The sequence below is a fragment of the Streptomyces sp. NBC_00775 genome, from assembly GCF_036347135.1.
In the GTDB taxonomy this organism is placed as follows: Bacteria; Actinomycetota; Actinomycetes; order Streptomycetales; family Streptomycetaceae; genus Streptomyces; species Streptomyces lutosisoli.
The window spans coordinates 7,773,094-7,797,607 of the sequence record NZ_CP108938.1 but is presented as its reverse complement, the minus strand read 5'-3'; the positions used below and the strand labels follow the sequence as shown (position 1 = coordinate 7,797,607).

The 24,514-nt window shown below is 70.9% G+C and carries 19 protein-coding genes; 13 read left to right on the top strand and 6 right to left on the bottom strand.

The window, feature by feature from the left end:
* The first annotated feature begins 158 nt into the window (after nt 1-158).
* The 5 genes from OIC96_RS34640 to OIC96_RS34620 all read left to right on the top strand — a co-directional run bounded on the left by OIC96_RS34640 (nt 159) and on the right by OIC96_RS34620 (nt 5,849).
* Nucleotides 159-1,157 (top strand): carbohydrate ABC transporter permease, encoded by a 999-nt coding sequence (locus OIC96_RS34640; protein WP_330304068.1) that lies wholly within the window; start codon nt 159-161, stop codon nt 1,155-1,157.
* A 12-nt stretch (nt 1,158-1,169) separates the two neighbouring features.
* Nucleotides 1,170-2,090: a sugar ABC transporter permease gene (locus OIC96_RS34635; RefSeq protein ID WP_330304069.1), complete on the top strand. Its 921-nt coding sequence runs from the start codon at nt 1,170-1,172 to the stop codon at nt 2,088-2,090.
* A 78-nt stretch (nt 2,091-2,168) separates the two neighbouring features.
* Entirely contained in the window at nt 2,169-3,818 is a 1,650-nt protein-coding gene (locus OIC96_RS34630) for a glycoside hydrolase family 13 protein (protein WP_330304070.1), read from the top strand.
* Nucleotides 3,819-3,843: 25 nt separating this feature from the next.
* Nucleotides 3,844-4,878 (top strand): LacI family DNA-binding transcriptional regulator, encoded by a 1,035-nt coding sequence (locus OIC96_RS34625; RefSeq protein WP_330304071.1) that lies wholly within the window; start codon nt 3,844-3,846, stop codon nt 4,876-4,878.
* Between the two features lie 110 nt (nt 4,879-4,988).
* Nucleotides 4,989-5,849, top strand: coding sequence for a phosphatase PAP2 family protein (locus tag OIC96_RS34620; protein WP_330304072.1), 861 nt, complete (start codon nt 4,989-4,991; stop codon nt 5,847-5,849).
* Between the two features lie 102 nt (nt 5,850-5,951).
* Here the strand turns inward: OIC96_RS34620 and OIC96_RS34615 are convergent, their stop codons facing one another.
* A complete protein-coding gene (locus OIC96_RS34615; RefSeq protein ID WP_330304073.1) occupies nt 5,952-7,532 on the bottom strand; it encodes an amidohydrolase in 1,581 nt (526 codons plus the stop codon).
* Nucleotides 7,533-7,549: 17 nt separating this feature from the next.
* Nucleotides 7,550-9,010 (bottom strand): APC family permease, encoded by a 1,461-nt coding sequence (locus tag OIC96_RS34610; protein ID WP_330304074.1) that lies wholly within the window; start codon nt 9,008-9,010, stop codon nt 7,550-7,552.
* A gap of 168 nt (nt 9,011-9,178) precedes the next feature.
* Between OIC96_RS34610 and OIC96_RS34605 the strand changes: the two genes are divergently transcribed.
* A complete protein-coding gene (locus OIC96_RS34605) occupies nt 9,179-9,784 on the top strand; it encodes a TetR/AcrR family transcriptional regulator C-terminal domain-containing protein (RefSeq protein WP_330304075.1) in 606 nt (201 codons plus the stop codon).
* A 418-nt stretch (nt 9,785-10,202) separates the two neighbouring features.
* On the opposite strand, the gene OIC96_RS34600 is transcribed toward OIC96_RS34605, so the two are convergent.
* Nucleotides 10,203-13,199 (bottom strand): bifunctional [glutamine synthetase] adenylyltransferase/[glutamine synthetase]-adenylyl-L-tyrosine phosphorylase, encoded by a 2,997-nt coding sequence (locus OIC96_RS34600; protein WP_330304076.1) that lies wholly within the window; start codon nt 13,197-13,199, stop codon nt 10,203-10,205.
* Nucleotides 13,200-13,376: 177 nt separating this feature from the next.
* Between OIC96_RS34600 and OIC96_RS34595 the strand changes: the two genes are divergently transcribed.
* The 4 genes from OIC96_RS34595 to OIC96_RS34580 all read left to right on the top strand — a co-directional run bounded on the left by OIC96_RS34595 (nt 13,377) and on the right by OIC96_RS34580 (nt 17,180).
* Nucleotides 13,377-13,817, top strand: a complete 441-nt coding sequence (locus OIC96_RS34595) for a VOC family protein (protein WP_330304077.1) — start codon at nt 13,377-13,379, stop codon at nt 13,815-13,817.
* Between the two features lie 108 nt (nt 13,818-13,925).
* On the top strand, nt 13,926-14,813 hold the full coding sequence (locus OIC96_RS34590; RefSeq protein WP_330304078.1) for an alkaline phosphatase family protein: 888 nt from the start codon (nt 13,926-13,928) through the stop codon (nt 14,811-14,813).
* A 1-nt stretch (nt 14,814) separates the two neighbouring features.
* Nucleotides 14,815-16,161, top strand: a complete 1,347-nt coding sequence (locus tag OIC96_RS34585) for an MFS transporter (RefSeq protein ID WP_330304079.1) — start codon at nt 14,815-14,817, stop codon at nt 16,159-16,161.
* Nucleotides 16,158-17,180 carry a TolB family protein gene (locus OIC96_RS34580; RefSeq protein WP_330304080.1) on the top strand — a complete coding sequence of 341 codons (1,023 nt, stop codon included), beginning with the start codon at nt 16,158-16,160 and terminating at the stop codon, nt 17,178-17,180. The genes OIC96_RS34585 and OIC96_RS34580 overlap by 4 nt, the downstream gene beginning before the upstream one ends.
* Before the next feature lie 11 nt (nt 17,181-17,191).
* On the opposite strand, the gene OIC96_RS34575 is transcribed toward OIC96_RS34580, so the two are convergent.
* Nucleotides 17,192-18,214, bottom strand: a complete 1,023-nt coding sequence (locus OIC96_RS34575) for an Lrp/AsnC family transcriptional regulator (protein WP_330304081.1) — start codon at nt 18,212-18,214, stop codon at nt 17,192-17,194.
* Nucleotides 18,215-18,367: 153 nt separating this feature from the next.
* On the opposite strand from OIC96_RS34575, the gene OIC96_RS34570 reads away from it, so the two are divergent.
* Both OIC96_RS34570 and OIC96_RS34565 read left to right on the top strand, forming a co-directional pair.
* Nucleotides 18,368-19,585 carry a M20 metallopeptidase family protein gene (locus OIC96_RS34570; RefSeq protein WP_330304082.1) on the top strand — a complete coding sequence of 406 codons (1,218 nt, stop codon included), beginning with the start codon at nt 18,368-18,370 and terminating at the stop codon, nt 19,583-19,585.
* Nucleotides 19,582-21,009, top strand: a complete 1,428-nt coding sequence (locus tag OIC96_RS34565) for an MFS transporter (protein WP_330304083.1) — start codon at nt 19,582-19,584, stop codon at nt 21,007-21,009. Before OIC96_RS34570 ends, OIC96_RS34565 begins: the two co-directional genes overlap by 4 nt.
* A gap of 149 nt (nt 21,010-21,158) precedes the next feature.
* Here OIC96_RS34565 and glnA read toward each other — a convergent pair whose 3' ends face one another.
* On the bottom strand, nt 21,159-22,520 hold the full coding sequence (gene glnA, locus OIC96_RS34560) for a type I glutamate--ammonia ligase (protein ID WP_327428204.1): 1,362 nt from the start codon (nt 22,518-22,520) through the stop codon (nt 21,159-21,161).
* 329 nt (nt 22,521-22,849) lie between these two features.
* Here glnA and OIC96_RS34555 point away from each other — a divergent pair, with 329 nt between their 5' ends.
* Nucleotides 22,850-24,055 (top strand): globin domain-containing protein, encoded by a 1,206-nt coding sequence (locus OIC96_RS34555; protein ID WP_330304084.1) that lies wholly within the window; start codon nt 22,850-22,852, stop codon nt 24,053-24,055.
* A 24-nt stretch (nt 24,056-24,079) separates the two neighbouring features.
* Here OIC96_RS34555 and OIC96_RS34550 read toward each other — a convergent pair whose 3' ends face one another.
* Nucleotides 24,080-24,514: an RrF2 family transcriptional regulator gene (locus OIC96_RS34550; protein ID WP_330304085.1), complete on the bottom strand. Its 435-nt coding sequence runs from the start codon at nt 24,512-24,514 to the stop codon at nt 24,080-24,082.

The window sequence follows — 24,514 nt, the reverse complement described above, 5'->3', positions numbered from 1 at the left end:
ACCGGTAACCGAATGACACGCAGCCCCGGGGAACGAACACCCCGCTGCCGCCCCGAAGGGGCTCCCCGGGGCTGCGGAACCACCGGATCCACCAGATCCACCGGGCCGGTCAGGCCCCCTGGATCCACCAGACTTCCGCCGCGAAAGAGCCGATGAGGATGACGACCGCAGCGAGCACCGAGAACACCGACCAGCCGGCGCCCGGCAAGAACGCCGCGCGCCCCCCACGCGTTTCGGCGCTCAGGCGGTCCTGGGACAAGTACTGGTACGCCTGGGCCATGGTGACCCCGGTCGCCATCGTCCTGGCCGTCCTCGTCCTGTATCCGCTCGGATACGGCTTCTACCAGTCCCTGACCGACGCCAACGAGTCGAACGTCTCCGCGACCATCGGCGCCTTCCACCGCCCGGCCACGTACAAGTTCGTCGGCCTGGACAACTACTGGCACGTGCTGTCCGGCGCGGACAGCGACTTCTACCCGCGCCTGTTGTGGACGGTCATCTGGACCGTGGTCGGCGTGTCACTGATGGTCGGCCTCGGCATGGGCCTCGCGGTGCTGCTCAACCGCAAGATGCGCCTGCGCGGCCTCTACCGCGCGCTGCTGATCCTGCCCTGGGCCGTCCCGTCGTTCATCAGCGTCTTCGCCTGGCGGCTGATGCTCAACTCGCAGTACGGCGTCTTCAACGAGATCATCACGGCGTTCGGCCTGCCGGCCCAGGACTGGCTCGGCACCCCGCTCGCCCAGAAGGTCGCCGTGATCATGGTGAACGTCTGGGTCGGCATCCCCTTCAACATGGTCGCGATCCTCGGCGGACTCCAGTCCATCCCCAAGGAGCTGTACGAGGCCTCCGAGATGGACGGCGCCTCCCCCTGGCAGCGGTTCGTGAACGTCACCCTGCCCGGTCTGCGTCCGGTGACCAACACCATCATCCTGCTGGGCTGCATCTGGACGTTCAACATGTTCAACATCATCTATCTGCTGCTGGGCAACAACACGAGCGGCGACGCCGACATCCTTGTCACCTTCGCCTTCCGCAAGGCGTTCACCGGTGTCTCGGACTACGCGGGCGCGGCGACGTACGGGATCATCATCCTCGCCCTCCTGCTGGCCTTCTCGACCTTCTACCGCCGCAACACCCTGAAGTCCGAGCAGGCGTAAGGAGCCATCGCCATGACCGCAGCAACCCACGAGAACTCCTCCGCCGCCGCGGCCGCTCCGACGGCCGCCCGCCGCTCGGACACCGCCGCCCCGCGCAAGGTGCGCGGCCGCGAACACCGCAGTCTGGGCTCCTCGATCGCTCTCCACGGCACCCTGATCGTGGCCACGGTGATCGCGGCCTTCCCGGTGCTGTGGATCCTCTTCATCTCGCTCGGCCCGAAGAACGCCTGGCAGGATCCGGGCCAGGTCCTGAAGAACCTCAGCTTCCACAACTACAGTGACGTGCTGAGTCATTCGGATCTGCCGAAGTGGTTCCTGAACACGGTGATCGTGGCGGGCGGCACCACCGCACTCGGCGTATTCCTGGCGGCAACCGCCGGTTACGCGGTGTCCCGGATGAGGTTCCCGGGCAGCAGGCAGCTGATGTGGACGTTCCTGGTCACTCAGATGTTCCCCAGTATCGTGCTGATCGTGCCGCTCTATCTCCTTATGTCCGAGTTGAACCTGCTGGACAACTACCTCGGTCTGATCCTGGCGTACGCGACGACGGCGGTGCCGTTCTGCGCCTGGATGATGAAGGGGTACTTCGACACGATCCCCAAGGAGATAGACGAGGCGGGCCGGGTGGACGGCCTCACGCCGTTCGGCACGTTCTGGCGGCTGATCGTGCCGCTGGCCAGGCCCGGTCTCGCCGTGACCGCGTTCTACAGCTTCCTCACCGCCTGGGGCGAGGTCGCGTACGCCACGCAGTTCATGCAGTCCGACCACTACACGCTCGCCGTCGGCATCCGCACCTTCGCGCAGGACCAGCGCCCCGACTGGGCGTGGACCTCGGCCACGGCGATCATCATCACCATTCCGGCGGCCCTCGTCTTCCTGCTGGTGCAGCGCAGCCTGGTCGCCGGGCTGACGGCCGGCGGCACCAAGTCATGACAGCGGCCTGAAGCCCCGTCGGCATCCCCGTACTTCGCAAGCGCCTCCGTCGTTCCCCCCGCACCCCTAAGGGAATCCATGACCCAGCACGTCACCGACGCACTCCCCACCGACGCCTCCTCCGCCGCCTCCGGGCGCCGGGAGTGGTGGCGCGACGCGGTCATCTACCAGGTCTACCCGCGCAGTTTCGCGGACGGCAACGGCGACGGCATGGGCGATCTGCCCGGCGTCCGGGCCCGGCTTCCCTATCTGAAGGAACTGGGCGTCGACGCGGTGTGGCTGTCCCCGTTCTACGCCTCCCCACAGGCGGACGCGGGCTACGACGTCGCCGACTACCGTGCCGTCGACCCGATGTTCGGCAATCTCACGGACGCCGACGACCTGGTCCGCGCCGCGCACGCGCTCGGGCTGCGGGTGATCGTCGACCTGGTGCCCAACCACTGCTCGGACCACCACGAGTGGTTCAAGCAGGCGCTGCGCGAGGGCCCCGGCTCGACGATCCGGGAGCGCTTCCACTTCCGGCGCGGCAAGGGCGCGAACGGTGAACTGCCGCCCAACGACTGGGAGTCCATCTTCGGCGGCCCGGCCTGGACGCGGGTCGAGGACGGCGAGTGGTACCTCCACCTGTTCGCGCCCGAGCAGCCCGACTTCAACTGGGACCACCCGGCCGTCCACGACGAGTTCCGCTCCATCCTGCGCTTCTGGCTGGACCTGGGCATCGACGGCTTCCGCATCGATGTGGCGCACGGCCTGGTGAAGGCGGCGGGTCTGCCCGACATCGGCCACGACGAGCAGGTCAAGCTCCTTGGCACCGAGGCCGTGCCGTACTTCGACCAGGACGGCGTGCACGAGATCTACCGCAGCTGGCGGCGCATCCTCGACGAGTACGCCGGTGAGCGCATCGCCGTCGCCGAGGCGTGGACGCCGACCGTCGAGCGCAGCGCCCTGTACCTGCGCCCGGACGAGCTGCACCAGGCCTTCAACTTCACCTACCTGACCACCGGTTGGAACGCGGCGGACCTGCGCGAGGTCATCGACCGCTCGCTCAGCGCCATGAACGCCGTGCACGCGCCCGCGACTTGGGTGCTCTCCAACCATGACGTGGTACGGCATTCCACGCGTCTCGCGGAAGGGGACGAGACGCGTGGTCTGCGCCGGGCCAGGGCGGCGACCCTGCTCATGCTGGCGCTGCCCGGCTCGGCGTATCTCTACCAGGGCGAGGAGCTCGGCCTGCCCGAGGTGGTCGATCTGCCCGACGAGGTCCGCCAGGACCCGGCGTTCTTCCGCAGCGCGGGCCAGGACGGCACCCGCGACGGCTGCCGGGTGCCGCTGCCGTGGTCCGGCGAGGTCGCGCCGTTCGGCTTCGGCCCGGTCGAGGGCGGCCCGAGCTGGCTGCCGCAGCCGGCCTCCTGGAAGAACCTCACGGTCGAGGCGCAGGAGGGCGACCCCACCTCGACGCTGGAGTTCTACCGCAGCGCGCTCGCGGTGCGCCGCGACCACCCGGCGCTCGGCGCGGGCCGCCAGATCGCCTGGCTGCCGGCCCCGGAGGGTGTGCTGGCCTTCCGCCGGGACACAGAGGAAGGCTCCATCGTCTGCACGGTGAACCTCACCGCGACCCCGATCCCCCTCCCCACCCCCGGCACTCTGCTGCTCGCCAGCGCGGACGTCGAGCCGGGCGCCGAAACGACCGAACTGCCCGCGGATTCAACGGTCTGGTGGGCAGTCTGAGATGCGACCGGTACAGTCCAATCCTGTGACCACACGGCTTGCCGACATCGCAGCCCAAGCGGGGGTCAGCGAGGCGACTGTCAGCCGCGTCCTGAACGGGAAGCCGGGCGTCGCCGCGACCACCCGCCAGTCCGTGCTGGCCGCGCTCGACGTGCTGGGCTACGAGCGCCCGGTGCGGCTGCGGCAGCGCAGCGAGGGCCTGGTGGGCCTGATAACGCCGGAGCTGGAGAACCCCATATTCCCGGCGCTCGCGCAGGTCATCGGCCAGGCGCTGACCCGGCAGGGCTATACGCCGGTCCTGGCGACCCAGACGCCGGGCGGCTCCACCGAGGACGAGTTGACGGAGATGCTGGTGGACCGGGGGGTCGCCGGGATCATCTTCGTGTCCGGTCTGCACGCCGACACCTCCGCGGACATGCAGCGCTACGAGCAGTTGCGCGCCCAGGGCGTCCCCTTCGTCCTGGTGGACGGCTTCTCGCCGAAGGTGCAGGCGCCGTTCATCTCGCCGGACGACCGCGCGGCGATGGCCCTGGCGGTCACGCACCTCGTCTCGCTCGGGCACACCAACATCGGTCTCGCTCTGGGCCCCAAGCGCTTCGTTCCGGTCCAGCGCAAGATCGAGGGCTTCGTCCGCACGGTGCAGGAGCAGTTGGGCCTGGCCCCCGCCGACATAGAGGAGCGCCTGGTCCAGCACTCGCTGTACACGCTGGAGGGCGGTCAGGCCGCGGCGAGCGCGCTCATGGACCGTGGCTGCACGGCGATCGTCTGCGCCAGCGACATGATGGCCCTCGGCGCGATAAGGGCGGCGCGTCAGCGTGGCCTGGAGGTCCCGAAGGACATATCGGTCGTCGGTTTCGACGACTCGCCTCTCATCGCCTTCACCGACCCACCGCTCACGACGATCCGCAAGCCGGTGCCGGCCATGGGGCAGGCGGCGGTACGGACGTTGCTGGAGGAGATCGGTGGGACGCCCGCTCCGCACAGTGAGTTCGTGTTCATGCCGGAACTGGTGGTGCGCGGTTCGACCGCTTCTGCCCCTGGGGACCGGAATCGTCCCTAGGGAGGAGGAGGTACGGCACCCGTTGGACTCCTCTCGGTGTAGAACGTGCGACCAGGACCCGACCAAGGGATGATCGGTGGGGGAAGGCTTTTCTGGCAGACTCTGTGCCTATGGGTGAGACGACCGTGACGACACTGGAAGGCCGGGAGCAGGCCGCTCCACAGCCCGTCGCGGAGGAGAATGCGGGGAAGATCTTCCTGCGTCGTTTGCGGGCCCCGCGTCGCCCCCGCTTCTGGTTCGAGATCCTGCTCATCGCGGTGAGTTACTGGACGTACTCGCTGATCCGGAACGCCGTGCCGGAGCAGAAGCACGAGGCCCTGCGCAACACGGACTGGATCTGGCAGGCGGAACACCACCTCGGGATCGCCGTCGAGGAGTCGGTCAACCACGCCGTGAACTCGGCGACATGGCTGATCATCGGGATGAACTACTACTACGCGACGCTGCACTTCGTCGTGACGCTGGGTGTCCTGGTGTGGCTCTACCGCAGCCATCCCGGCCGTTACGCGGCCACCCGGCTCACCCTCTTCGCCACCACGGCGGTGGCCCTGGTCGGCTACTACTTCTTCCCGCTGGCGCCGCCCCGTCTGATGCGCGGCGGCGACTTCGTCGACACGGTCCTGGTCCACCACACCTGGGGCTCCATGGCCTCCGGCGACCTGAAGCACATGTCCAACCAGTACGCCGCGATGCCTTCCATGCACATCGGCTGGTCCCTGTGGTGCGGCCTGACGATCTTCGCCCTGGCGTCTGCGCCGTGGGCCAGGATCCTCGGCCTGCTCTACCCGACGGCCACCCTGCTCGTCATCGTCGCCACGGCCAACCACTTCTGGCTGGACGCGGTGGGCGGCATGCTGTGCCTGGCCTTCGGCTTCTCGGTGGCCCGCGTCTGGTACGGGTCCCTGCCGTACGCGCTGCCGCGCCGGGTACCGGGGACAGGCGGGCCGGCGCTGCTGCCGGCGAAGGCCTGAGCGAGGGCCGTTCCGTTCGCGGCGCGATGGCCGGCCGACGTACGTGAGGAGGGGCCGCACCGGGCAGGTGCGGCCCCTCTCGCGCGTTCAGCAGCCAACAGTTCAGCGATCAACCGTTCCGCGATACGCGACGTACCCGCCGGTCACGGTGAGGCGTACGGGAGCCTCCGCGACCTCGTCGGCGGGGGCAGCCACCGGGTCCAGGCCGAAGGCCGTGAGGTCGGCCCGGAACCCGGGAGCGATACGCCCGGCCACCCCGGACTCCCCCGCGGCCAGCGCCGCGTGCGTGGTGCAGCCCTCCAGTGCCTGAAGCCCCGTAAGACCGTCCCTCGCGGAGGCGGCTCCCAGCGGTGCCCGCGCCGTCGCCAGCACGCCGCGCACGTCGTAGTGGGCGATCGGCCAGTCCGAGCCGAGCGCGACCACCGCCCCGGCGTCCCGCAGATCCCGCGTACGCCAGGCGCGAGCCGCCCGCTCGGGCCCCAGCCGCCGCGACCACTCGTCGCCGTGGTCGCCCCGCGTGTACGCGGTGTGCGGCGGCTGCATGGACGCGATGACCCCGAGCTCGGCGAAACGCGACAGTGTGCCGTCCGGGGCGGTCTCCACGTGCTCGATCCGGTGAGCGAACCGACCCCCCGCCCCCAGCCCCTCCACCGTGTCGAGAACGTGCCGCACGGCCGCGTCGCCGATCGCGTGCGTGGCCGTACGGACCCCGGCCGCGTGCAGCTGCCGTACGGCGGCGGTGTACGCGGCGGGGTCGGGCCAGAACGCCTCCGTGCCCTGGCCGTGGCAGTCGGCGTGCTCCAGCCAGGCCGTGCCGCCCTCCACGGTCCCGTCCATGAAGAACTTGACCCCGCCGACCTTCCAGTGCCGCCCGCGGCGCCCCTGGAGCGCCACGAGCTCGTCCAGGGCCTCCCGGTCCGCGCCCGGCATGCACCAGGGCGCGAACCGCAGCCGCAGCGGCAGCACGGTCTCCTCGGCGACGGCACCGACCAGCTCCGGATCCCCCAGGTCCATCACATGCGCACCGGTCAGCCCGGTCGCGGCCATCGCGGAGAGCAGCTCGACGAGGCGGGTCCGCCGCTCCTCGTACGAGGGCCGGGGCATGACCTCGGCGACCAGCTCCATCGCGGCATGCTCGATGAGATGCCCGGTGGGCCGCCCGTCACCGTCGCAGGCGACTTCGGACCGCTGGACGAAGGACCGCGGCCCGGTCACCCCCGCGAGAGCGAGCGCGGCCTCACTCACCAGGGCGGAGTGACCGTCGTACAGCCGCAGAAAGGCGGGCGCGCCCCCGAGTACGTCCTCGACGAGGGCCCGGTGCACGGGCCGCCCGCCGAAGACGTTGTGGTCGAGCCCGAACCCGATGACCCACCCGTCGATACGGGAGGCGTCCCGGAGCGCACCGCGCAACCCGTCCAGATCCCGCACCCCGGACAGATCGGCCCCGGTGGCCATGTCCAGCCCCCACACGGGGTGACTGTGCGCGTCCACGAGCCCCGGGACGAGGTGCGCGCCCGCCAGGGACAGGACCTCGGTCCCCGGCCCGCGCCAGTCCCGTACGTCGGTCTCGTCACCGACCGCGGCGATCGCCCCGTCGCGTACGGCGACCGCGGTGGCGTGCGGCCGGTCGGGGTCGAGGGTGCGGACCTTGGCGCCGGTGAGGATCAGCTCGGCGGTGGGCATCGATGCGACTTCCTTTGCTACTCGGTGACTTCGGCGGGCTCGGCCGCGAAGTTCTCGTACACCTGCGGCCGTTCGCGGCGCAGCCACCAGGCGAGGGCGAGGCCGATGACGAAGACGGCGGGCGACAGGACGACCAGGACGGTGTTCACCGCCGGGGACGCGCCGGTGAACAGGTCGACGTGGGTCAGGACCAGCGCTATGGCCGTCGCGAGCAGCACGGTCGCGACGACGGGCGCGACGACCGTCCGCAGCGCACCCTCCTGGTGAGGGATCCGCCGGAAGTAGCACGGCACGGCGATCGCGGCGAGGAGCTGGAGCACGAACAGGCCGATCATTCCCGGGGTGTTGACCCACAGCAGCAGCTGCCCGTAGGGGTCGGCGCCGGCCGCCCAGAAGGCGAGGACGACGACAGCACCGAGGACGGTCTGGGCGATCCCGGCGACGTACGGAGAGCGGTGCCGCGGGTGAACACGGCCCCATGCCCGCGGCAGAACGCCCTCTTCGGCGAGCGCGAGCCCGTACCGGTTGATGGCGTTGTGGAAGGCGAGCAGCGAGGCGAGGACGCTGGTGATGATGAAGACGTGCATCAGGTCGGAGGCCCAGCCGCCGACGTACGTCGTGATGGCGGAGAAGAAGAGCCCGCCGGGGTCGGTGGCCGCGGCCTTGACGACCTCCGCGTCCCCGAAGGCCTGAATGACCACCCAGACGACGAACGCGTAGAAGAGCCCGAGGAATCCGACGGCGAGGTACGTCGCGCGCGGCACCGTCCGCTCGGGATCCCGCGCCTCCCGCCGGTAGATGACGGTGGACTCGAACCCGGTGAACGCGGCGAAGGCGAAGGCGAGCACGACCGCCGTCCCGGGGACGAACACATTGCCGGGGGCGAAGGACGCGCCCGACAGCCCGTGCGCACCGCCCTTGACCAGCACTCCGCCCGCGAGCAGCACGAGTATCCCGGTCTCGGCGACGAGCAGGACGCCCAGCAGCTTCGCACCGAAGTCGATCGACCGGTAGCCGCCGTAACCGATGACGATCAGCCCGGCCAGGGACACCGGCAGCCAGGGAATGTCGGTCCCGAAGAGGGCCCGCACGGTGTCCTTGCTGGCGCTGCCCAGCAGACCGTAGACGCCGATCTCCATGCCGTTGTAGCCGATGAGGGCGAGCAGCGCGGCACCGATACCGACGGGCCGCCCGAGGCCGCGGGTGATGTACGCGTAGAAGGCGCCCCCACTGCGGACATGCCGGCTCATGGTCGTGAACCCGACGGCGAAGACGGCGAGCGTGATCCCGGCCAGCAGATAGCCGACCGGCGCGCCGATCCCGCCGAGCAGGATCGCGAGCGGGGCGACACCCGCCATGACGGTCAGCGGAGCGGCGGCCGAGACGACGAAGAAGGCGATGTCGGCGGTGCCGAGGGAACCGGAGCGGAGGGTTGCCGCGGGGGTCGGCGTTCTCTCCTCGGAGGTGGTGACGGGCATGCGAGGGAAGCCCTTCTGGCGGGGACGGGGAGAAGTCCGGGGCGTGCGGGGCACCCCGGGATTCCGGCGCCGAGAGGGCTGCCGGGCTCGTAAACCTAAAGGCTTTCGGTTTCCGCAATGTAACCTCCCGTTTGGGCATCCGGGAAGACCTCAGGGAGAGCACAGATCATGGGACGGCCGCGCACACCACTCCTCGACCGCGAGCGCATCGCCACGACGGCACTCGAACTGATCGATGAGCGGGGCGAGTTCAGCGTGCCGCAGATCGCCAAGCGGCTCGGCGCGCAGACCGGCTCGGTGTACCACCATGTGGACGGCAGGGACGGCATCGTGGAACTTCTCCGCGAACGGGTCGCCTCGGCGATCGACACGGGAACCCTCTCCCTGACCCCCTGGGACACGGCCCTGGCCGCCTGGGCGCGCTCCTACCGCGCGGCCTTCGCGGCGCACCCCAAGGTGATCCCGCTCCTCACCACATCACCCGTACGAGCGCCCCGCGTCCTGGAGCAGTACGAGCGCGCGGTCACCCTCCTCCTGGACGCCGGCTTCGCCCTGCCCGACGTGATGCCGGTGATCATCGCCCTGGAGAACCTGGTCCTCGGCTCGGCCCTGGATCTCGCGGCCCCCGAGACGATGTGGGAACTCCCCGACGACACGACGACCCCACGGCTGGCTGCCGCCCTGGACGCGGTGGGCGCGGGGCGTGCGGACCGGGCGTTCGATCTGGCCCTGGAGGGATTCCTGGCCCACGCGCGGGCCTTGCAGTCGGCGTAGGAGCACTTTCTCGCCCCCGCCGCCCCTACCCGTCCCATCCCGTTCCGGGGGGCTGCGCCCCCAGACCCCCCTCAAAGATTGCGCCGTTCCCCGCGCCCCTGAAATGACCGGGGTTGTTCGTCGTCTGCGGGGCGGTGGGGGCTGGGCGCGCAGTTCCCCGCGCCCCTAAAAGCACGCCCCCGGAACCGTTCGACGCACGGCACCGCCCACCCCCGCCCGGTACAACGACGCACCCGCAGTCGGCAACGCACCGAAGGGGCCGTGCCGGTACGTCCAGCCCGTCGCATACGGGGTTATGGCCAAGTTCATGCTGTGGCAGCAAACAGCAATGCCCACCGGCGACGGGCTGGACGTACCGGCACGGCCCCGCCCCCAACGACGAACCGCACCGCACCGAACCGCCCCACCAGCGGAGCGCCTACGCTCCGTAGAACAGCTCCTCCACCACGGCCCGAGCCCGCCGAGTAACCCGCCGATAGTCATCGAGCATGTCCCCCACATGCCCGGGCCCGTACCCCAAGTACCGCCCCACCGCGGCAAGTTCACGCCCGTCCGACGGAAACGTATCCCCCGCCCGCCCCCGCACCAGCATCACCGCGTTCCGCACCCGCGTAGCCAGCACCCATGCCTCGTCCAGCGTCGCCGCGTCCTCCCCGGACAACAGCCCCGCGGCACACGCGGCCGCCAACCCCTCCCGCGTACGCGTCGTACGCAACCCCGGCTCCGCCCAACCATGCCGCAGTTGCAGCAGCTGCACCGTCCACTCCACGTCGGACAGCCCGCCCCGCCCCAGCTTGGTGTGCAGGGTGGGATCCGCGCCGCGAGGCATCCGCTCCGACTCCATGCGGGCCTTCAGCCGGCGAATCTCCCGTACCGCGTCCTCGCCCAGCCCCTCCGCCGGATACCGCAACGGATCGACCAGCTCGATGAACCGGTCCCCCAAGTCCACGTCCCCCGCCACGACTTCGGCCCGCAACAGCGCCTGCGACTCCCACACCAACGACCAGCGCCGGTAGTACGCCTCGTACGAGTTCAACGTCCGTACGAGCGGCCCCGACTTCCCCTCGGGCCGCAGATCCGCGTCGATCAGCAGCGGCGGATCCGCGCTGGGAATCTGCAGCAGCCGCCGCATCTCGGCGACAACGGCATGCGCGGCCCGGGACGCCTCCTGCTCCGCCACGCCCTCCCGGGGCTCATGCACGAACAGCACATCGGCGTCGGACCCGTATCCGAGCTCGTGCCCCCCGAACCGCCCCATGCCGATGACGGCGAACCGCGTGGGCAGCGTGTCCCCCCACCCGTCGCGCACCACGGCCCGCAGCGTCCCCGCCAGCGTCGCCGCCGTGAGGTCGGAGACGGCTCCCCCGACCAGATCGACGAGCGCGCCCTGGTCGGCGACGGCCGGTGTCTCCTCGGTGCCGTACGAGGCGACGATGTCCGTCGCGGCCGTACGGAACAGCTCACGCCGCCGCACCCCACGTGCGGCGGTGACGGCCTGCTCACCCCCGGTGGCGCGCCCCACGGCCGCGAGGATCTCCTGCTCCAAGTGGGCGCGGGACCGCGGTTCGAGTCCGCCCCCGTCTCCGTCGCCGAGCAGCGCGACCGCTTCCGGCGCGCGCATCAGCAGGTCGGGGGCGAGCCGCCCGGCGGACAGTACCCGCGCGAGATTCTCGGCCGCGGCACCTTCGTCCCTCAACAGCCGCAGATACCAAGGGGTCTTGCCCAGCGCGTCGGAGACCTTGCGGAAGTTCAGCAGCCCGGCGTCGGGGTCTGCGGAGTCCGCGAACCACCCCAACAGCACGGGCAGCAGCGTCCGCTGGATGGCCGCCTTGCGCGTCACCCCGGACGCCAGCGCCTCCAGATGCCGCAGCGCGGCGGCCGGATCGGCGTATCCGAGCGCGACCAGCCGCTCCCGCGCCGCGTTGGGGCTCAACCGGCTCTCGCCCGGGGCGAGTTGGGCGACGGCGTCGAGCAGTGGACGGTAGAAGAGCTTTTCGTGCAGACGCCGCACCACGGACGCGTGCCGCTTCCATTCGCGGTTCAGCTCGGCGACCGGGTCGGACCGCAGCCCGAGCGACCGCCCGATGCGCCGCTGATCGGCCTCGTCCTCCGGTACGAGATGGGTGCGCCGCAGCCGGTACAGCTGGATCCGGTGCTCCATGGACCGCAGAAAGCGGTACGCGTCGTCGAGTTGCAGGGCATCGTCACGCCCCACGTACCCGCCGGCGGCCAGCGCCTTGAGCGCGTCCAGCGTCGTACCGCTCCGCAGCGAGGTGTCGGCCCGCCCGTGCACCAACTGCAGCAGCTGCACGGCGAATTCGACATCTCTCAGTCCCCCGGGACCGAGCTTCAGCTCACGCTCGATCTGGGCGGCGGGAATGTTCTCGACGACCCTGCGCCGCATCTTCTGCACATCGGCGACGAAGTTCTCCCGCTCGGCGGCATGCCACACCAGGGGCGCCAGCGTGGCCACGTACTCCTCGCCCAGTTCGAGGTCCCCGGCCACGGGCCGCGCCTTGAGCAGCGCCTGGAACTCCCAGGTCTTGGCCCACCGCTGGTAGTAGGCGAGATGGCTGCTGAGCGTGCGCACCAGCGGCCCGTTGCGCCCTTCGGGCCGCAGATTCGCGTCAACGGGCCAGATGCTGCCCTCGACGGTCGTCTCGGAGCAGATCCGCATCATGTGCGAGGCGAGCCGGGTGGCGGCCTGCAGGGCCTTGCGCTCATCGGCCCCGTCGGCGGTCTCCCCCACGAAGATGACATCGACATCGGAGACGTAATTGAGCTCGTGCCCCCCGCACTTGCCCATCGCGATGACCGCCAGCCGGCACAACGCGGCGTCGTCGGGCGCGGTGGCGCGGGCGATGGCGAGCGCGGCGCGCAGGGTCGCGGTGGCGAGGTCGGCGAGTTCGGCGGCGGTCTGCGCGAGGTCGGTGGTGCCGCACACGTCGCGCGCGGCGATGGACAGCAGGCAGCGCCGGTAGGCGACGCGCAGCGAGACCGGGTCGGTCGCCTCGGCGAGCCCCCGCTCGAACTCCTGTACCCCTGGGTGCAGGTCCTGCGGCTCGTAGGTGACGAGCGCCTGCCAGTCGCGCGGGTGCCGGACGAGATGGTCCGCGAGCGCGGCGGAGGCGCCGAGGACGCCGAGCAGCCGGTCCCGCAGCGGCTTGGCGGCGATCAGCGTGTCGAGCAGCTCCCGCTGGGCCGTGTGACCGTCCTGCACCTCGACGAGCCGGACGAGTCCGAGCAGCGCCAGATCAGGGTCGGCGGTGGCGCCCAGTGCGTCCAGGAGCACCGGATCGGACCGTATCGGCTCCAGCTCGTCGCTCTCCAGGAGCCGCTCGGCTGCCGAGGGATCGGTGAAGCCGTGCCGCAGCAGCCGCGTGAAGGTACTGCTTCTGCGCCCCGGCGCCGTCATCCCCGGCCTCCTGTCGGATCAAGGTCGTACCACCGGTCCGATGTCGCACGAGTCGCACAACCGGTCCGATCAAGGTCGTCCGAGCCTGAGCCTAACCCCGGTCCGCGTGGTGGCGCCCCGCGCCGCTGTGGGCTTCTGTGGTGGGAGCCATGAGCCGTACGACAAAGGAGTCACGCCATGGACATGACCCTCGAAGTGATTCTGCTGCCGGTCTCCGACGTGGACCGGGCGAAGGAGTTCTACCGGGACAAGGTCGGCTTTCACGTCGATCTGGACGGTGATGTGATGGAGGGGGTACGGATCGTGCAGCTGACGCCGCCCGGGTCCGGGTGTTCCATCGCGCTCGTCGACGGGCTCCAGATCCCGACGGGGACGCCGCGGCCCGGGACGTACCACGGGATGCAGCTGTGCGTCGCGGACGCCAAGGCGGCGTACGAGGAGCTCACGGCGCGCGGCCTGGAGGTCAGCGAGCCGCAGGCGTTCTCGCCGCAGGACGGGGCCACGTTCATGTACTTCAAGGACCCGGACGGGAACGGGTGGGCGATCCAGGAGTACCGACAGCGGGCGACGAAGCCGCTGCACCGGCTGCTGACCGAGCTGGCCGCCGAGCGGCAGTAGTTCACCCGCTCTTCATCCCTCCGGTTGGGGAACGTGGGCCGAGGGAATGTTGGCGTGAGCATGCTCTGTCCGCACCGCCACCGTCACTCCCCCCACCGGAGGTCTGAAGTGTCCGGCAGAAACGTGTACCGCCGCAGTCGTGCCGTCATCGCGTCGGCCCTCGCCTTCACCGCAGCCGCGGTCGGGGTGTGGACCGGGTTCGGCGGCTCGTCCCCGGCACACGCCGCGGCCGCGGTCCCCACCCCGGACCACGTCGTCGTCGTGGTCTTCGAGAACCACGCGTACAGCCAGGTGATCGGCTCCTCCAGCGCCCCGTACATCAACTCGCTCAAGACCGGCGGGGCCAACCTCTCCCAGTCGTACGCCGAGACGCACCCGAGCCAGCCCAACTACTTCGCCCTGTTCTCCGGCGCCACGCAGGGGATCACGGACGACAGCTGCTACACGCCCGGCTTCTCCTCCGCCCCGAACCTCGCCTCCGAGCTGATAGCCGCGGGCAAGACCTGGGCGAGCTACAACGAGACGCTGCCCAGCCAGGGTTCGACGACGTGCAGCAGCGGCAACTACGCGCGTAAGCACAACCCGTGGTTCGGCTTCAGCAACGTACCGACGTCGACCGCGAAGACCTTCACCCAGTTCCCGACGGACTACTCGACGCTCCCGCAGGTCTCCTTCGTGGTCCCCAACCTGTGCAGCGACATGCACGACTGCTCGGTGTCGACGGGTGACACCTGGCTGAACAACAACCTCAGCGCCTACGCGACCTGGGCCAAGACCCACAACAGCCTGCTCGTCGTCACCTTCGACGAGGACAACCGGCTCAGCGGCAACCGCATCCCGACGGTGCTGTACGGCCAGCAGGTGACGGCCGGGTCCTCGTCCACCACCACCTACAACCACTACGACCTGCTGCGCACGCTGGAGGACATGCACGGCCTCACGCACGCGGGCAACGCCGCCTCCGGCAAGGACATCACCGGCATCTGGACGTCCTGACATGTACGTAGCGGACAGCCGCGCCAGTACTCCGGATTCTCCGGCGTCGGCGGCGTCCGCGGAAGGCGCCGTCCGGCCCCGTGCCGGGCGGCGCCGTGCCGCGGTCGCGCCCACGGTGCTGGCGCTCGGCACGGTCAGTCTGATCACCGACGTCTCCTCGGAGATGGTGACGGCGGTGCTGCCCCTGTACCTGGTGACCGGCCTCGGCCTGTCCCCGCTGGGCTTCGGGCTCCTCGACGGGATCTACAACGGCTTCTCGGCGCTGGTGCGGCTGGTCGGCGGGCATCTCGCGGACCGGGGCGGCGGCCGCCACAAGTGGGTCGCCGGCTTCGGCTACGGCCTGTCGGCGGTGTGCAAGCCGTTGCTGCTGCTGGCGCACTCCCTGACTCCCATCGGGCTGATCCTGGCGGCGGACCGCACGGGCAAGGGCCTGCGCACGGCCCCGCGCGACGCGCTGATCTCGCTGTCGAGCACGCCGGAGACCCGCGGCCGCGCCTTCGGCGTGCACCGGGCCATGGACACGGCGGGCGCGCTGTTCGGCCCCCTCGTGGCCTTCCTGATCCTCCGGGCCACGGTCGACGGCTACGACGCGGTGTTCATGGTGAGCTTCTGCGTGGCCGTGGTGGGTGTGCTGGTGCTGGTGCTGTTCGTGCCGGGCAGAACAGCGGGCGCACCCGTCACCACGAACACCACGGGCACGACGGGTATCACGGACACCACGGACACCACGGATGTTCCCCGCCCCACCCTCCGCGCCGCCCTCGCCCTCCTCCGTCGCCCCGCCCTGCGCCGGCTCACCGTCTGCGCCCTCCTCCTGGGCCTGGCCACGGTCAGCGACTCCTTCGTCTATCTCCTGCTCCAGCGGCGCCTGGGCGTACCCGACCGCTGGTTCGCGCTGCTGCCGCTCGGCACGGCGGCGGCGTTCCTCCTGCTGGCCGTTCCGCTGGGCCGGCTCGCGGACCGGATCGGGAGGTGGCGGGTGTTCCTGGCCGGCCACGGCGCCCTGCTCCTCGCGTACGTCCTCCTGCTCACGTCCTGGCACGGGAGCGCACTGCCGTACGCCGTCCTGGTCCTGCACGGCGGCTTCTACGCGGCGACGGACGGTGTGCTGATGGCCGCGGCCTCGGACAGCGTGCCCGAGGAGCTGCGCTCGTCCGGGCTCGCGCTGGTCCAGACGGGTCAGGCGCTGGCCCGTTTCGTGTGCTCGCTCGGTTTCGGCGCGGCCTGGACGGCGTGGGGCGACCGTACGGCGCTCACGGCGTCGGCCGTGGCACTCGCCGTCTGCGCGGTGTTCTCGCTGTTTTCGTTCCGCCTCCGCCCCACCCCGTCAGAAGGCCTCGCAGCATGACTCTCCGTACCCGCATCCTGGTCCTGATCTCGGCGCTCGTCGTCCTGGCGGGCGTGGCCACGGCGTCGGTGCTGCATGCCTCGGCCCGCGCGGACCGCAGGAACCAGACCCAGCCGGGCGGCCCGAAGATCACCGCGGGCACCGTCGCACTGACCGGCGACCAGAGCCGCATGGTCTTCCGCAACATGGCGTGGGGCCCGCACCGCGACGAGCTGACCACGGTCCCGGCGTCCGACCCGTCGGGCCCGCGCACGGCCTCCAAGGTCAAGTGCCTGCGTTTCTACGCGGCTTCGGGCACGGGTGTGTGCCTCCAGGCGGTGCACGGCGCGGTCCAGGACACCTACCGGGCCGTCATCCTCGACGCACACCTCCACGAGACGGCCCGCTACGACGTCCCCGGCATCCCGTCCCGCGCCCGCGTCTCGCCCAGCGGCCGGTACGCCGCGTGGACGGCCTTCGTGGGCGGTGACTCGTACGCGGGGACGAACTTCTCGACCCGCGCGGCGATCGTGGACACCCGGACGGGGAAACTGACACCGTCCCTGGAGGCGTATCGCGTCGTGAAGGACGGCAGGACCTACCACGCGGCGGACGTGAACTTCTGGGGCATCACGTTCGCGAGCGACGACCGCACCTTCTACGCGACGCTGGCGACCAAGGGCGCGACGTACCTGATCCGCGGCGACCTCCGCACCCGCACGGTCACCACCCTCCATACGAACGTCGAATGCCCGTCCCTCTCCCCCGACGGCACCCGCATCGCCTTCAAGAAGCGCGTGAAGGGCCTCCCCAAGGACGCCCCCTGGCACCTGTACGTCCTCGACCTGCACACGATGCGCGAAACCCCCCTCGCCGAACCCCGCAGCGTCGACGACCAGGCGGTCTGGCGCGACGACCACACGATCGTCTACGCCCTGCCGGGCGACTACGGGGCGGACCTCTACGAGATCCCGGCCGACGGGACGGGAAAGCCCCGGCGGATCAGCACGGCGGCGGTGTCACCCGCGTACGTCGGCTGAGCCGGACGGCGTCAGTCGCGGCCCGGCACCGCTGCTTCCTTCCACAGCGCGAGCGGTGTCGCACCGACCCGGTAGCCGTCCTCGTCCAGCAGATGGCCACTGAGTTTCATGGGCCCCAGGGCGACCGCGCGGTCGGTGACGTTCAGGTCCGGGGCCTGTTCGGCAAGACGGATCTCGAAGCGTTGCGCGTCGTCGAGGGAGCGTACCCAGGCGACGAGATGCAGGTTGTGCCGGCTGATGACGCTGGCGCACAGACGTACTTCGCGCATGCCGGTGATCCGCTGGGCGACCTCCTGCAGCCGCGCGGCCGGGACACGGCCCCAGAGGGTCACCCCGACCGGCCAGTCCGACAGGGGGCGGGCCACTTCGCAGCGGGCGTGCAGCAGGTCCGCCGCGAAGAGCCGCCGCACATGACGGCGGACGGTGTCCGGGTTCGCGTCGCACCGCTCGGCCAGCGCGCGGTAGGTGGCCCGGCCGTCCACGGAGAGGGCTGTGATCAGCCGATGGTCCAGTGCGGTGAGGGGGAAGGCGGGCGCGGCCGTACGACGTGCGGGCTCGTCCGCGGTGAGCACCGCGACCTGTTCCCGGCTCAGGGCGCGCAGGCGCCAGCGGCTGGCCTCCGCGTGGACCCGCCCGGCCAGGTGGGTGCGGACGGCCCGTACCCCCTCCAGCGCGGCGAGTTCGCCGGTCGTCCACCGGGCGAGGGAGGCCAGGTCGCGGGCCATGACGTTCAGCAGCAGGTCGCGGTCCCCACTGACCTGCGAGAGCGCCGCGACATGCGGTGCGGCGGCCAGCACGCGCGCCACGTCGGACAGGCGGCCGGGAGCGCAGTCGACCTCGACGAAGGCCAGACACCCCTGCCCGGAGTCGGCCAGCGCGGGGGCGGGGTGGCAGCTGATCCAGGCGGCGCCGGCCTCGGTCAGCCGCTGCCACCGTCGGGCCACCGTCACGGCGTCCAGGTCGAGCGCGGCACCGATCCGCGCCCAGCTCACCCGCGGGGCGACCTGGAGAGCGTGCACCAGTGCCTGGTCCACATCACCCAGAGAATGACGCGAATCCTGCGCCACTTCGCACCTCCCCGCATGTTTCCTGCGCTTTCGGCCCGCCAACCGGCCAGAGCTTCAGTCTGAACCCGGTACGCCCGGACCGTACCAGCCAGTCACGAAGCACCAGGAGGTCGATCCGGCATGTCGGTCGTGGAACGCGCCAAGGAACTGCAGCCCGAACTCGTACAGCTGCGTCGCTCGCTGCACCGGGAGCCGGAGCTGGGCCTCCATCTCCCGCGCACCCAGGAGAAGGTGCTCGCGGCCCTCGACGGACTCCCGCTGGAGGTCACCCTCGGCAGGAAACTCACCTCCGTCACCGCCGTGCTGCGCGGCGGGAAGCCCGGCGGCGCGGTCCTGTTGCGCGGCGACATGGACGCCCTGCCCGTCACCGAGGAGAGCGGCTTGGCGTACGCCTCCGGGGTTCCCGGCCGGATGCACGCCTGCGGGCACGATCTGCACACGGCCGGGCTCGTCGGTGCGGCCAGACTGCTGGCCGAGCGGCGCGAGCACCTGCACGGCGACGTGGTGTTCATGTTCCAGCCCGGCGAGGAGGGCCACGACGGGGCCGGCACGATGATCGAGGAGGGCGTGCTGGAAGCGGCAGGCCGGCCGCTCGACGCGGCGTACGCGCTGCACGTGGCGGCCAACCGGGTGCCCGGCGGTGTCGTGATCACCCGTTCCGGCACCATCACCTCCGCCTCCGACCGGCTGGCCGTGACCGTGCGGGGCAAGGGCGGCCACGGCTCGGATCCGGCCACCGCCAAGGATCCGATCCCGGTCGCCTGCGAGATGGTCACGGCGCTGCAGACCTGGGTGACGCGGACCTTCAACATCTTCGACCCGGTCGTCGTCACCGTCGGCACCTTCCACGCCGGCACCAAGTCCAACGTCATCCCGGACCATGCCGAGTTCGAGGCCACCGTGCGCAGCTACTCCGAGAGCGCACAGGAGCGGCTCGCCGAAGGACTGCCCCGGCTGATGACCTCCATCGCCGCCGCCCACGGCCTGGACGCGGAGGCCGTCTACAAGTTCGACTACCCCGTCACCGTCAACGACGCCGACGAGACCGCCTTCGCCCTCGCCGCCGCCCGCGACCTGTTCGACCCGCGCGAGGTCTGGGAGTCCCCGCAGCCCAGCAACGGCTCCGAGGACTTCGCCCTCGTCCTGAAGCGTGTCCCCGGCGCGATGCTGATGGTGGGTGCCGCACCCGAGGGCGCCGACTGGCAGGACGCGCCGATGAACCACTCTCCGCGCGCGGTCTTCGACGACCGCGTGCTGTACCGGCAGGCGGCGCTGCTGTCCGAGCTCGCCGAGCGCCGTCTGGCGGACACGGGGACGTCCGCGGGGACGGCCGCGTGACGACGTCGGCGGGGGCGGGGGAACTTCCCGTCCGCGTCCGCGCCGTCGTCGGAGTCCTGGTCGTCTTCGAGCTGTTCAGCGGGTTCGTCCAGGGCGCGGACGCACCCCTGCTGCCGGCGGTGCAGGACACGTGGCACGTCGGCGCCGCCGACGCCCAGTGGTTCATGACCATGAATTACCTCGCGGCGGCGGTCACCGTGCCCGCCCTGGGACGCCTCGGCGACCTCTACGGCCACCGGCGTGTGCTGCGCATCGCGCTGCTGTGCGTCACGGCCGGCACTCTCCTGGTCGCCCTCGCCGGCAGCTATCCGACGATGCTCGCCGGCCGCGTCCTGATGGGAGCCCTCGCCTCCCTGCTGCCCCTGGAGATCGGCCTCGTGCGCGGCAGGCTGGACGCACCGGGCGCGCGCCGTGCGATCGGCCTGCTGGTCGCGGCCCTGACTCTGGGCTCCCTGCTCGGCCATGCCCTTTCGGGTGCGCTGCTGGGGATCTTCGGCGGGGTACGCGTGGCGTTCGCGGCGCTGGCAGTGCTCTCACTGCTCTGCACGGTCCTGGCCTGGTGCGCCGTACCGGAGTCCGGCCGCCGCGCCCCGGGGCGTATGGACTGGGCGGGCGCCGTCCTGCTGGGACTCACCCTCGTCGCCCTGCTCGGTGCTCTCTCCCGCGCCACGGCCTGGGGCTGGGCTTCACTCCCCATGTCCGGGGCGCTTCTGCTGACGGCCGCGCTCGGCTGGGCCTGGCTGCGCACCCAACTCGCCCGCCCGGACGCCCTCGTCGACGTCCGCGCGATGGCCCGGCGCGTACTCGCCCCGCACTACGCGGCCGGGTTCGTGCTCGGCGCGGTCCTGCTCGCCGGGCAGTCCGTCGCCGTCACCTACCTGGCCGCCGACCCGGCCGAGGGCGGCTACGGCTTCAACCTGACCACCTTGCAGATCGGCCTGTGGAGTGTGATCCCCAGCGTCCTCGGCATGGCCGCCTCCGTTCTGGTCCCGTTCATCGGCGCCCGCACCGGATACCGCCGGATGCTGGTGCTCGCCTCGATCCTGACGGCTGTCGGCAACGCGGGTCTGATCCTCACCCGCACCGATCTGCCCCTGTTCATCGCGGCCTACTCGGTGGCGGGCTTCGGCATGGGCCTGTCCCAGGGCGGCCTGCCCACGGTGATCGCCGAAGGCAGCGCCCCCGACCGCGCCGCGAGCGGCACCGCCGTCTACAACAACCTCAAGACACTGGGCGGCAGCATCGCGGGCGCGTGCTCCTCCGTCGTCCTCGGCTCGCTGGTCGTCGGTGCGTCGGACATTCCCTCCGGCACCGCCTATCTCGTGCTCTGGGGCCTCGGATGCACCGCGTGCGCCGCCGCGGCCGCGCTTCAGGCTTTCAGCGGGCGCGCGGCCCCGGACCGGGCGCGGGCCCTTGCGACCTGATTCACGACAGCGCGCCCGGTGAATTCACTGTTGTGCTGGGGACCGTCAAGACGGGATCACCCAGGGACAGTGAGACGCCGCGGGGCCGACGGTCCACGACCGTCGGCCCCGCGGCGTCATATCAGCGAGAAATTCGCTGTGACCTGCCCTTACAGCACCGGCAGGTTCTTCCGCAGCTCGAACGCCGTGACCTCGCTGCGGTACTCCTCCCACTCCTGCTTCTTGTTGCGCAGGAAGAAGTCGAAGACGTGCTCGCCGAGGGTCTCGGCCACGAGTTCGCTGCGCTGCATCAGGACCAGGGCCTCGCCGAGGTTCTGCGGGAGGGGCTCGATGCCCATGGCGCGGCGCTCGGCGTCCGAGAGGGCCCAGACGTCGTCGTCGGCGCCGGGCGGGAGCTCGTAGCCCTCTTCGATGCCCTTGAGGCCGGCGGCCAGCAGCAGCGCGTACGCCAGGTAGGGGTTCGCGCCCGAGTCGATGGAGCGGACCTCGACGCGTGCCGAGCCCGTCTTGCCGGGCTTGTACATCGGGACGCGGACGAGGGCGGAGCGGTTGTTGTGGCCCCAGCAGATGTACGAAGGGGCCTCGCCGCCGGCGCCCGCGGTGCGCTCCGAGCCGCCCCAGATGCGCTTGTAGGAGTTGACCCACTGGTTGGTGACCGCGGAGATCTCCGCGGCGTGCTTGAGCAGGCCCGCGATGAAGGAGCGGCCGACCTTGGAGAGCTGGTACTCCGAGCCGGACTCGTAGAACGCGTTGCGGTCGCCCTCGAAGAGGGAGAGGTGCGTGTGCATTCCGCTGCCCGGGTACTCCGAGAACGGCTTCGGCATGAAGGTGGCCTGCACGCCCTGCTCCAGCGCGACCTGCTTCATGATCAGCCGGAAGGTCATGATGTTGTCGGCCGTCGAGAGCGCGTCCGCGTAGCGCAGGTCGATCTCCTGCTGGCCCGGAGCACCCTCGTGGTGGCTGAACTCGACCGAGATGCCCATCGACTCCAGCATCGTGATGGCCTGGCGCCGGAAGTCCTGGCCGACGTTCTGCGGGGTGTGGTCGAAGTAGCCGGAGTTGTCGGCGGGGGTGGGCCGCGAGCCGTCCAGCGGCTTGTTCTTCAGCAGGAAGAACTCGATCTCCGGGTGGGTGTAGAAGGTGAAGCCCAGGTCGGAGGTCTTCGCCAGGGCGCGCTTGAGGACATAGCGCGGGTCCGCGAAGGACGGGGAACCGTCCGGCATGAGGATGTCGCAGAACATCCGGGCCGTGCCGGGGGCCTCCGCACGCCAGGGCAGGACCTGGAACGTCGACGGATCCGGCTTGGCGATCATGTCGGACTCGTACACACGGGCGAATCCCTCGATCGCCGAGCCGTCGAAGCCGATGCCCTCGTCGAAGGCCTGTTCCAGTTCGGCCGGGGCCACGGCCACCGACTTGAGGAAGCCGAGCACGTCCGTGAACCACAGGCGTACGAACCGGATGTCCCGCTCCTCCAGTGTCCGGAGCACGAACTCCTGCTGCTTGTCCATCTTCCGCTTCCACCCATCCTTGCTGGTCAGGCCGCCTGCTCCCACGCCTCGGGGACGATCGGGGCACCTGAGCATCCCACCACAACACCATTTCATGCGCGTTGCGGACCATGATCGCCCGGGCGACCGCGGCCTGAACGCCTCGCGTACGGCAGGTGTCCTGCTCTGTTGCCCATACTGCCTGCTCACCCGCGTCCCTGTAATGGCCGACCCCCACTCTCTTCTCCACGAGATTCTTAATTTGCATCTTAGATGCAAGTTTTATTACCGTGCTGGGCAGACACGAGAGCCGCAACCCACCGCTCCCGCCTTGGTCTTGAGGAGTCCTGATGCTGTCCGAGCAGTCCGCCGCCACCGTGCGCGCCACCCTCCCCGCCGTCGGAGCCGCCATCGGCGATATCGCCGACCTCTTCTACGAAGGGCTGTTCGCCGCCCACCCCGAGCTGCTGCGCGACCTCTTCAACCGCGGGAACCAGGCGTCCGGCACCCAGCGCCAGGCTCTGGCCGGATCCATCGCCGCCTTCGCCACCCATCTCGTCGAGCGGCCGGACGAGCGTCCCGACGTGATGCTGAGCCGCATCGCGCACAAGCACGCCTCCCTGGGCATCGCGCCCGAGCAGTACAAGACCGTGCACGAGCACCTGTTCGCCGCCATCGTCGAGGTCCTCGGCGACGCGGTCACGCCCGAGGTCGCGGCCGCCTGGGACGAGGTCTACTGGCTGATGGCGAACGCGCTCATCGCCATGGAGCGCAGGCTGTACGCGCAGAGCGGGGGCAGCGGCTGGCGGACCTGGGAGGTCGTGGAGCGCGTCGAGGAGACCGCCGACGTCGCCGCCCTCCGGCTGCGCCCGGCCGACGGCGGACCGCTGCCGGACTTCCGGGCGGGCCAGTACGTGTCGGTCCGCGTCGAGCTGCCGGACGGCGCCCGCCAGATACGCCAGTACAGCCTCGCCGGCGCCCCCGGCTCGGCCCTGCACCGGATCGCCGTCAAGCGGGTGCACGGCGACACGGGCCCCGACGGAGAGGTCTCGAACCACCTCCACGCGCGCGTGCACGAGGGCAGCACCCTGGAGATCTCCGCCCCGTACGGCGATCTCGTCCTGGAGGACCTGCCGGAGCTGCGCGAGGCGGGGACCCCCGTACTCCTCGCCTCGGCCGGCATCGGCGTGACGCCCATGGTCGCCGTGCTGGAGCAGCTCGCGGTCACCGGACACCCCGCCCCGGTCACGGTCGTGCACGCCGACCGCTCCCCCGCCGAGCACGCGCTGCGCGCCGACCACGAGGCGTACGCCGCCAAGCTCGCGGACGCGGACGTCCACTTCTGGTACGAGCACCCGGAGCCCGGCCACCCGGCCGACCGCACCGGCCTGGTCGACCTCTCCGGAGTGGCGATCGCGTCGGGCACGCACGCGTACCTGTGCGGTCCGCTGCCCTTCATGCGCGGGGTACGGGCTCAGCTCATCGGCAAGGGCGTGGCCGCCGCCGACATCCACTACGAGGTGTTCGGGCCCGACCTCTGGCTCGCGCAGGACTGAACGGCGGCGAGGCGTCCCGCGGCGTTACGGCGTCCGGGAGATGCCGAGGAGCAGCGGACCCGTCGGCGCGGCGACGACGTCCGCCACGGTCAGCGGGTCCAGCGAGGCGTAGAAGGCCTCCTGGGCCCGCCGGAGTGCGCCCCGGAGACGGCACCCGGAGCTGAGCGGACACGGCGTGGCCCCCTCGCACTCGACGACGTCGCCGTCCCCCTCGAAGGTCCGCACGATCCCGCCGACCGAGGCCATACGCCCCGCGTCGGTGAGCGCGAGGCCGCCGCCCCTGCCACGGCGGGCGACGAGCAGTCCGAGATGCTGGAGCTCGGCGACCACCTTCGCGGCATGCGTGTAGGGGACCTCCATGTCCGCCGCGACTTCGCGGGTCGTGGGGGACGACTCACCCGCGACGGAGAGCCGCATCAGGACACGCAGGGCCAGGTCGGTGGAGCGCAGCAACCTCAT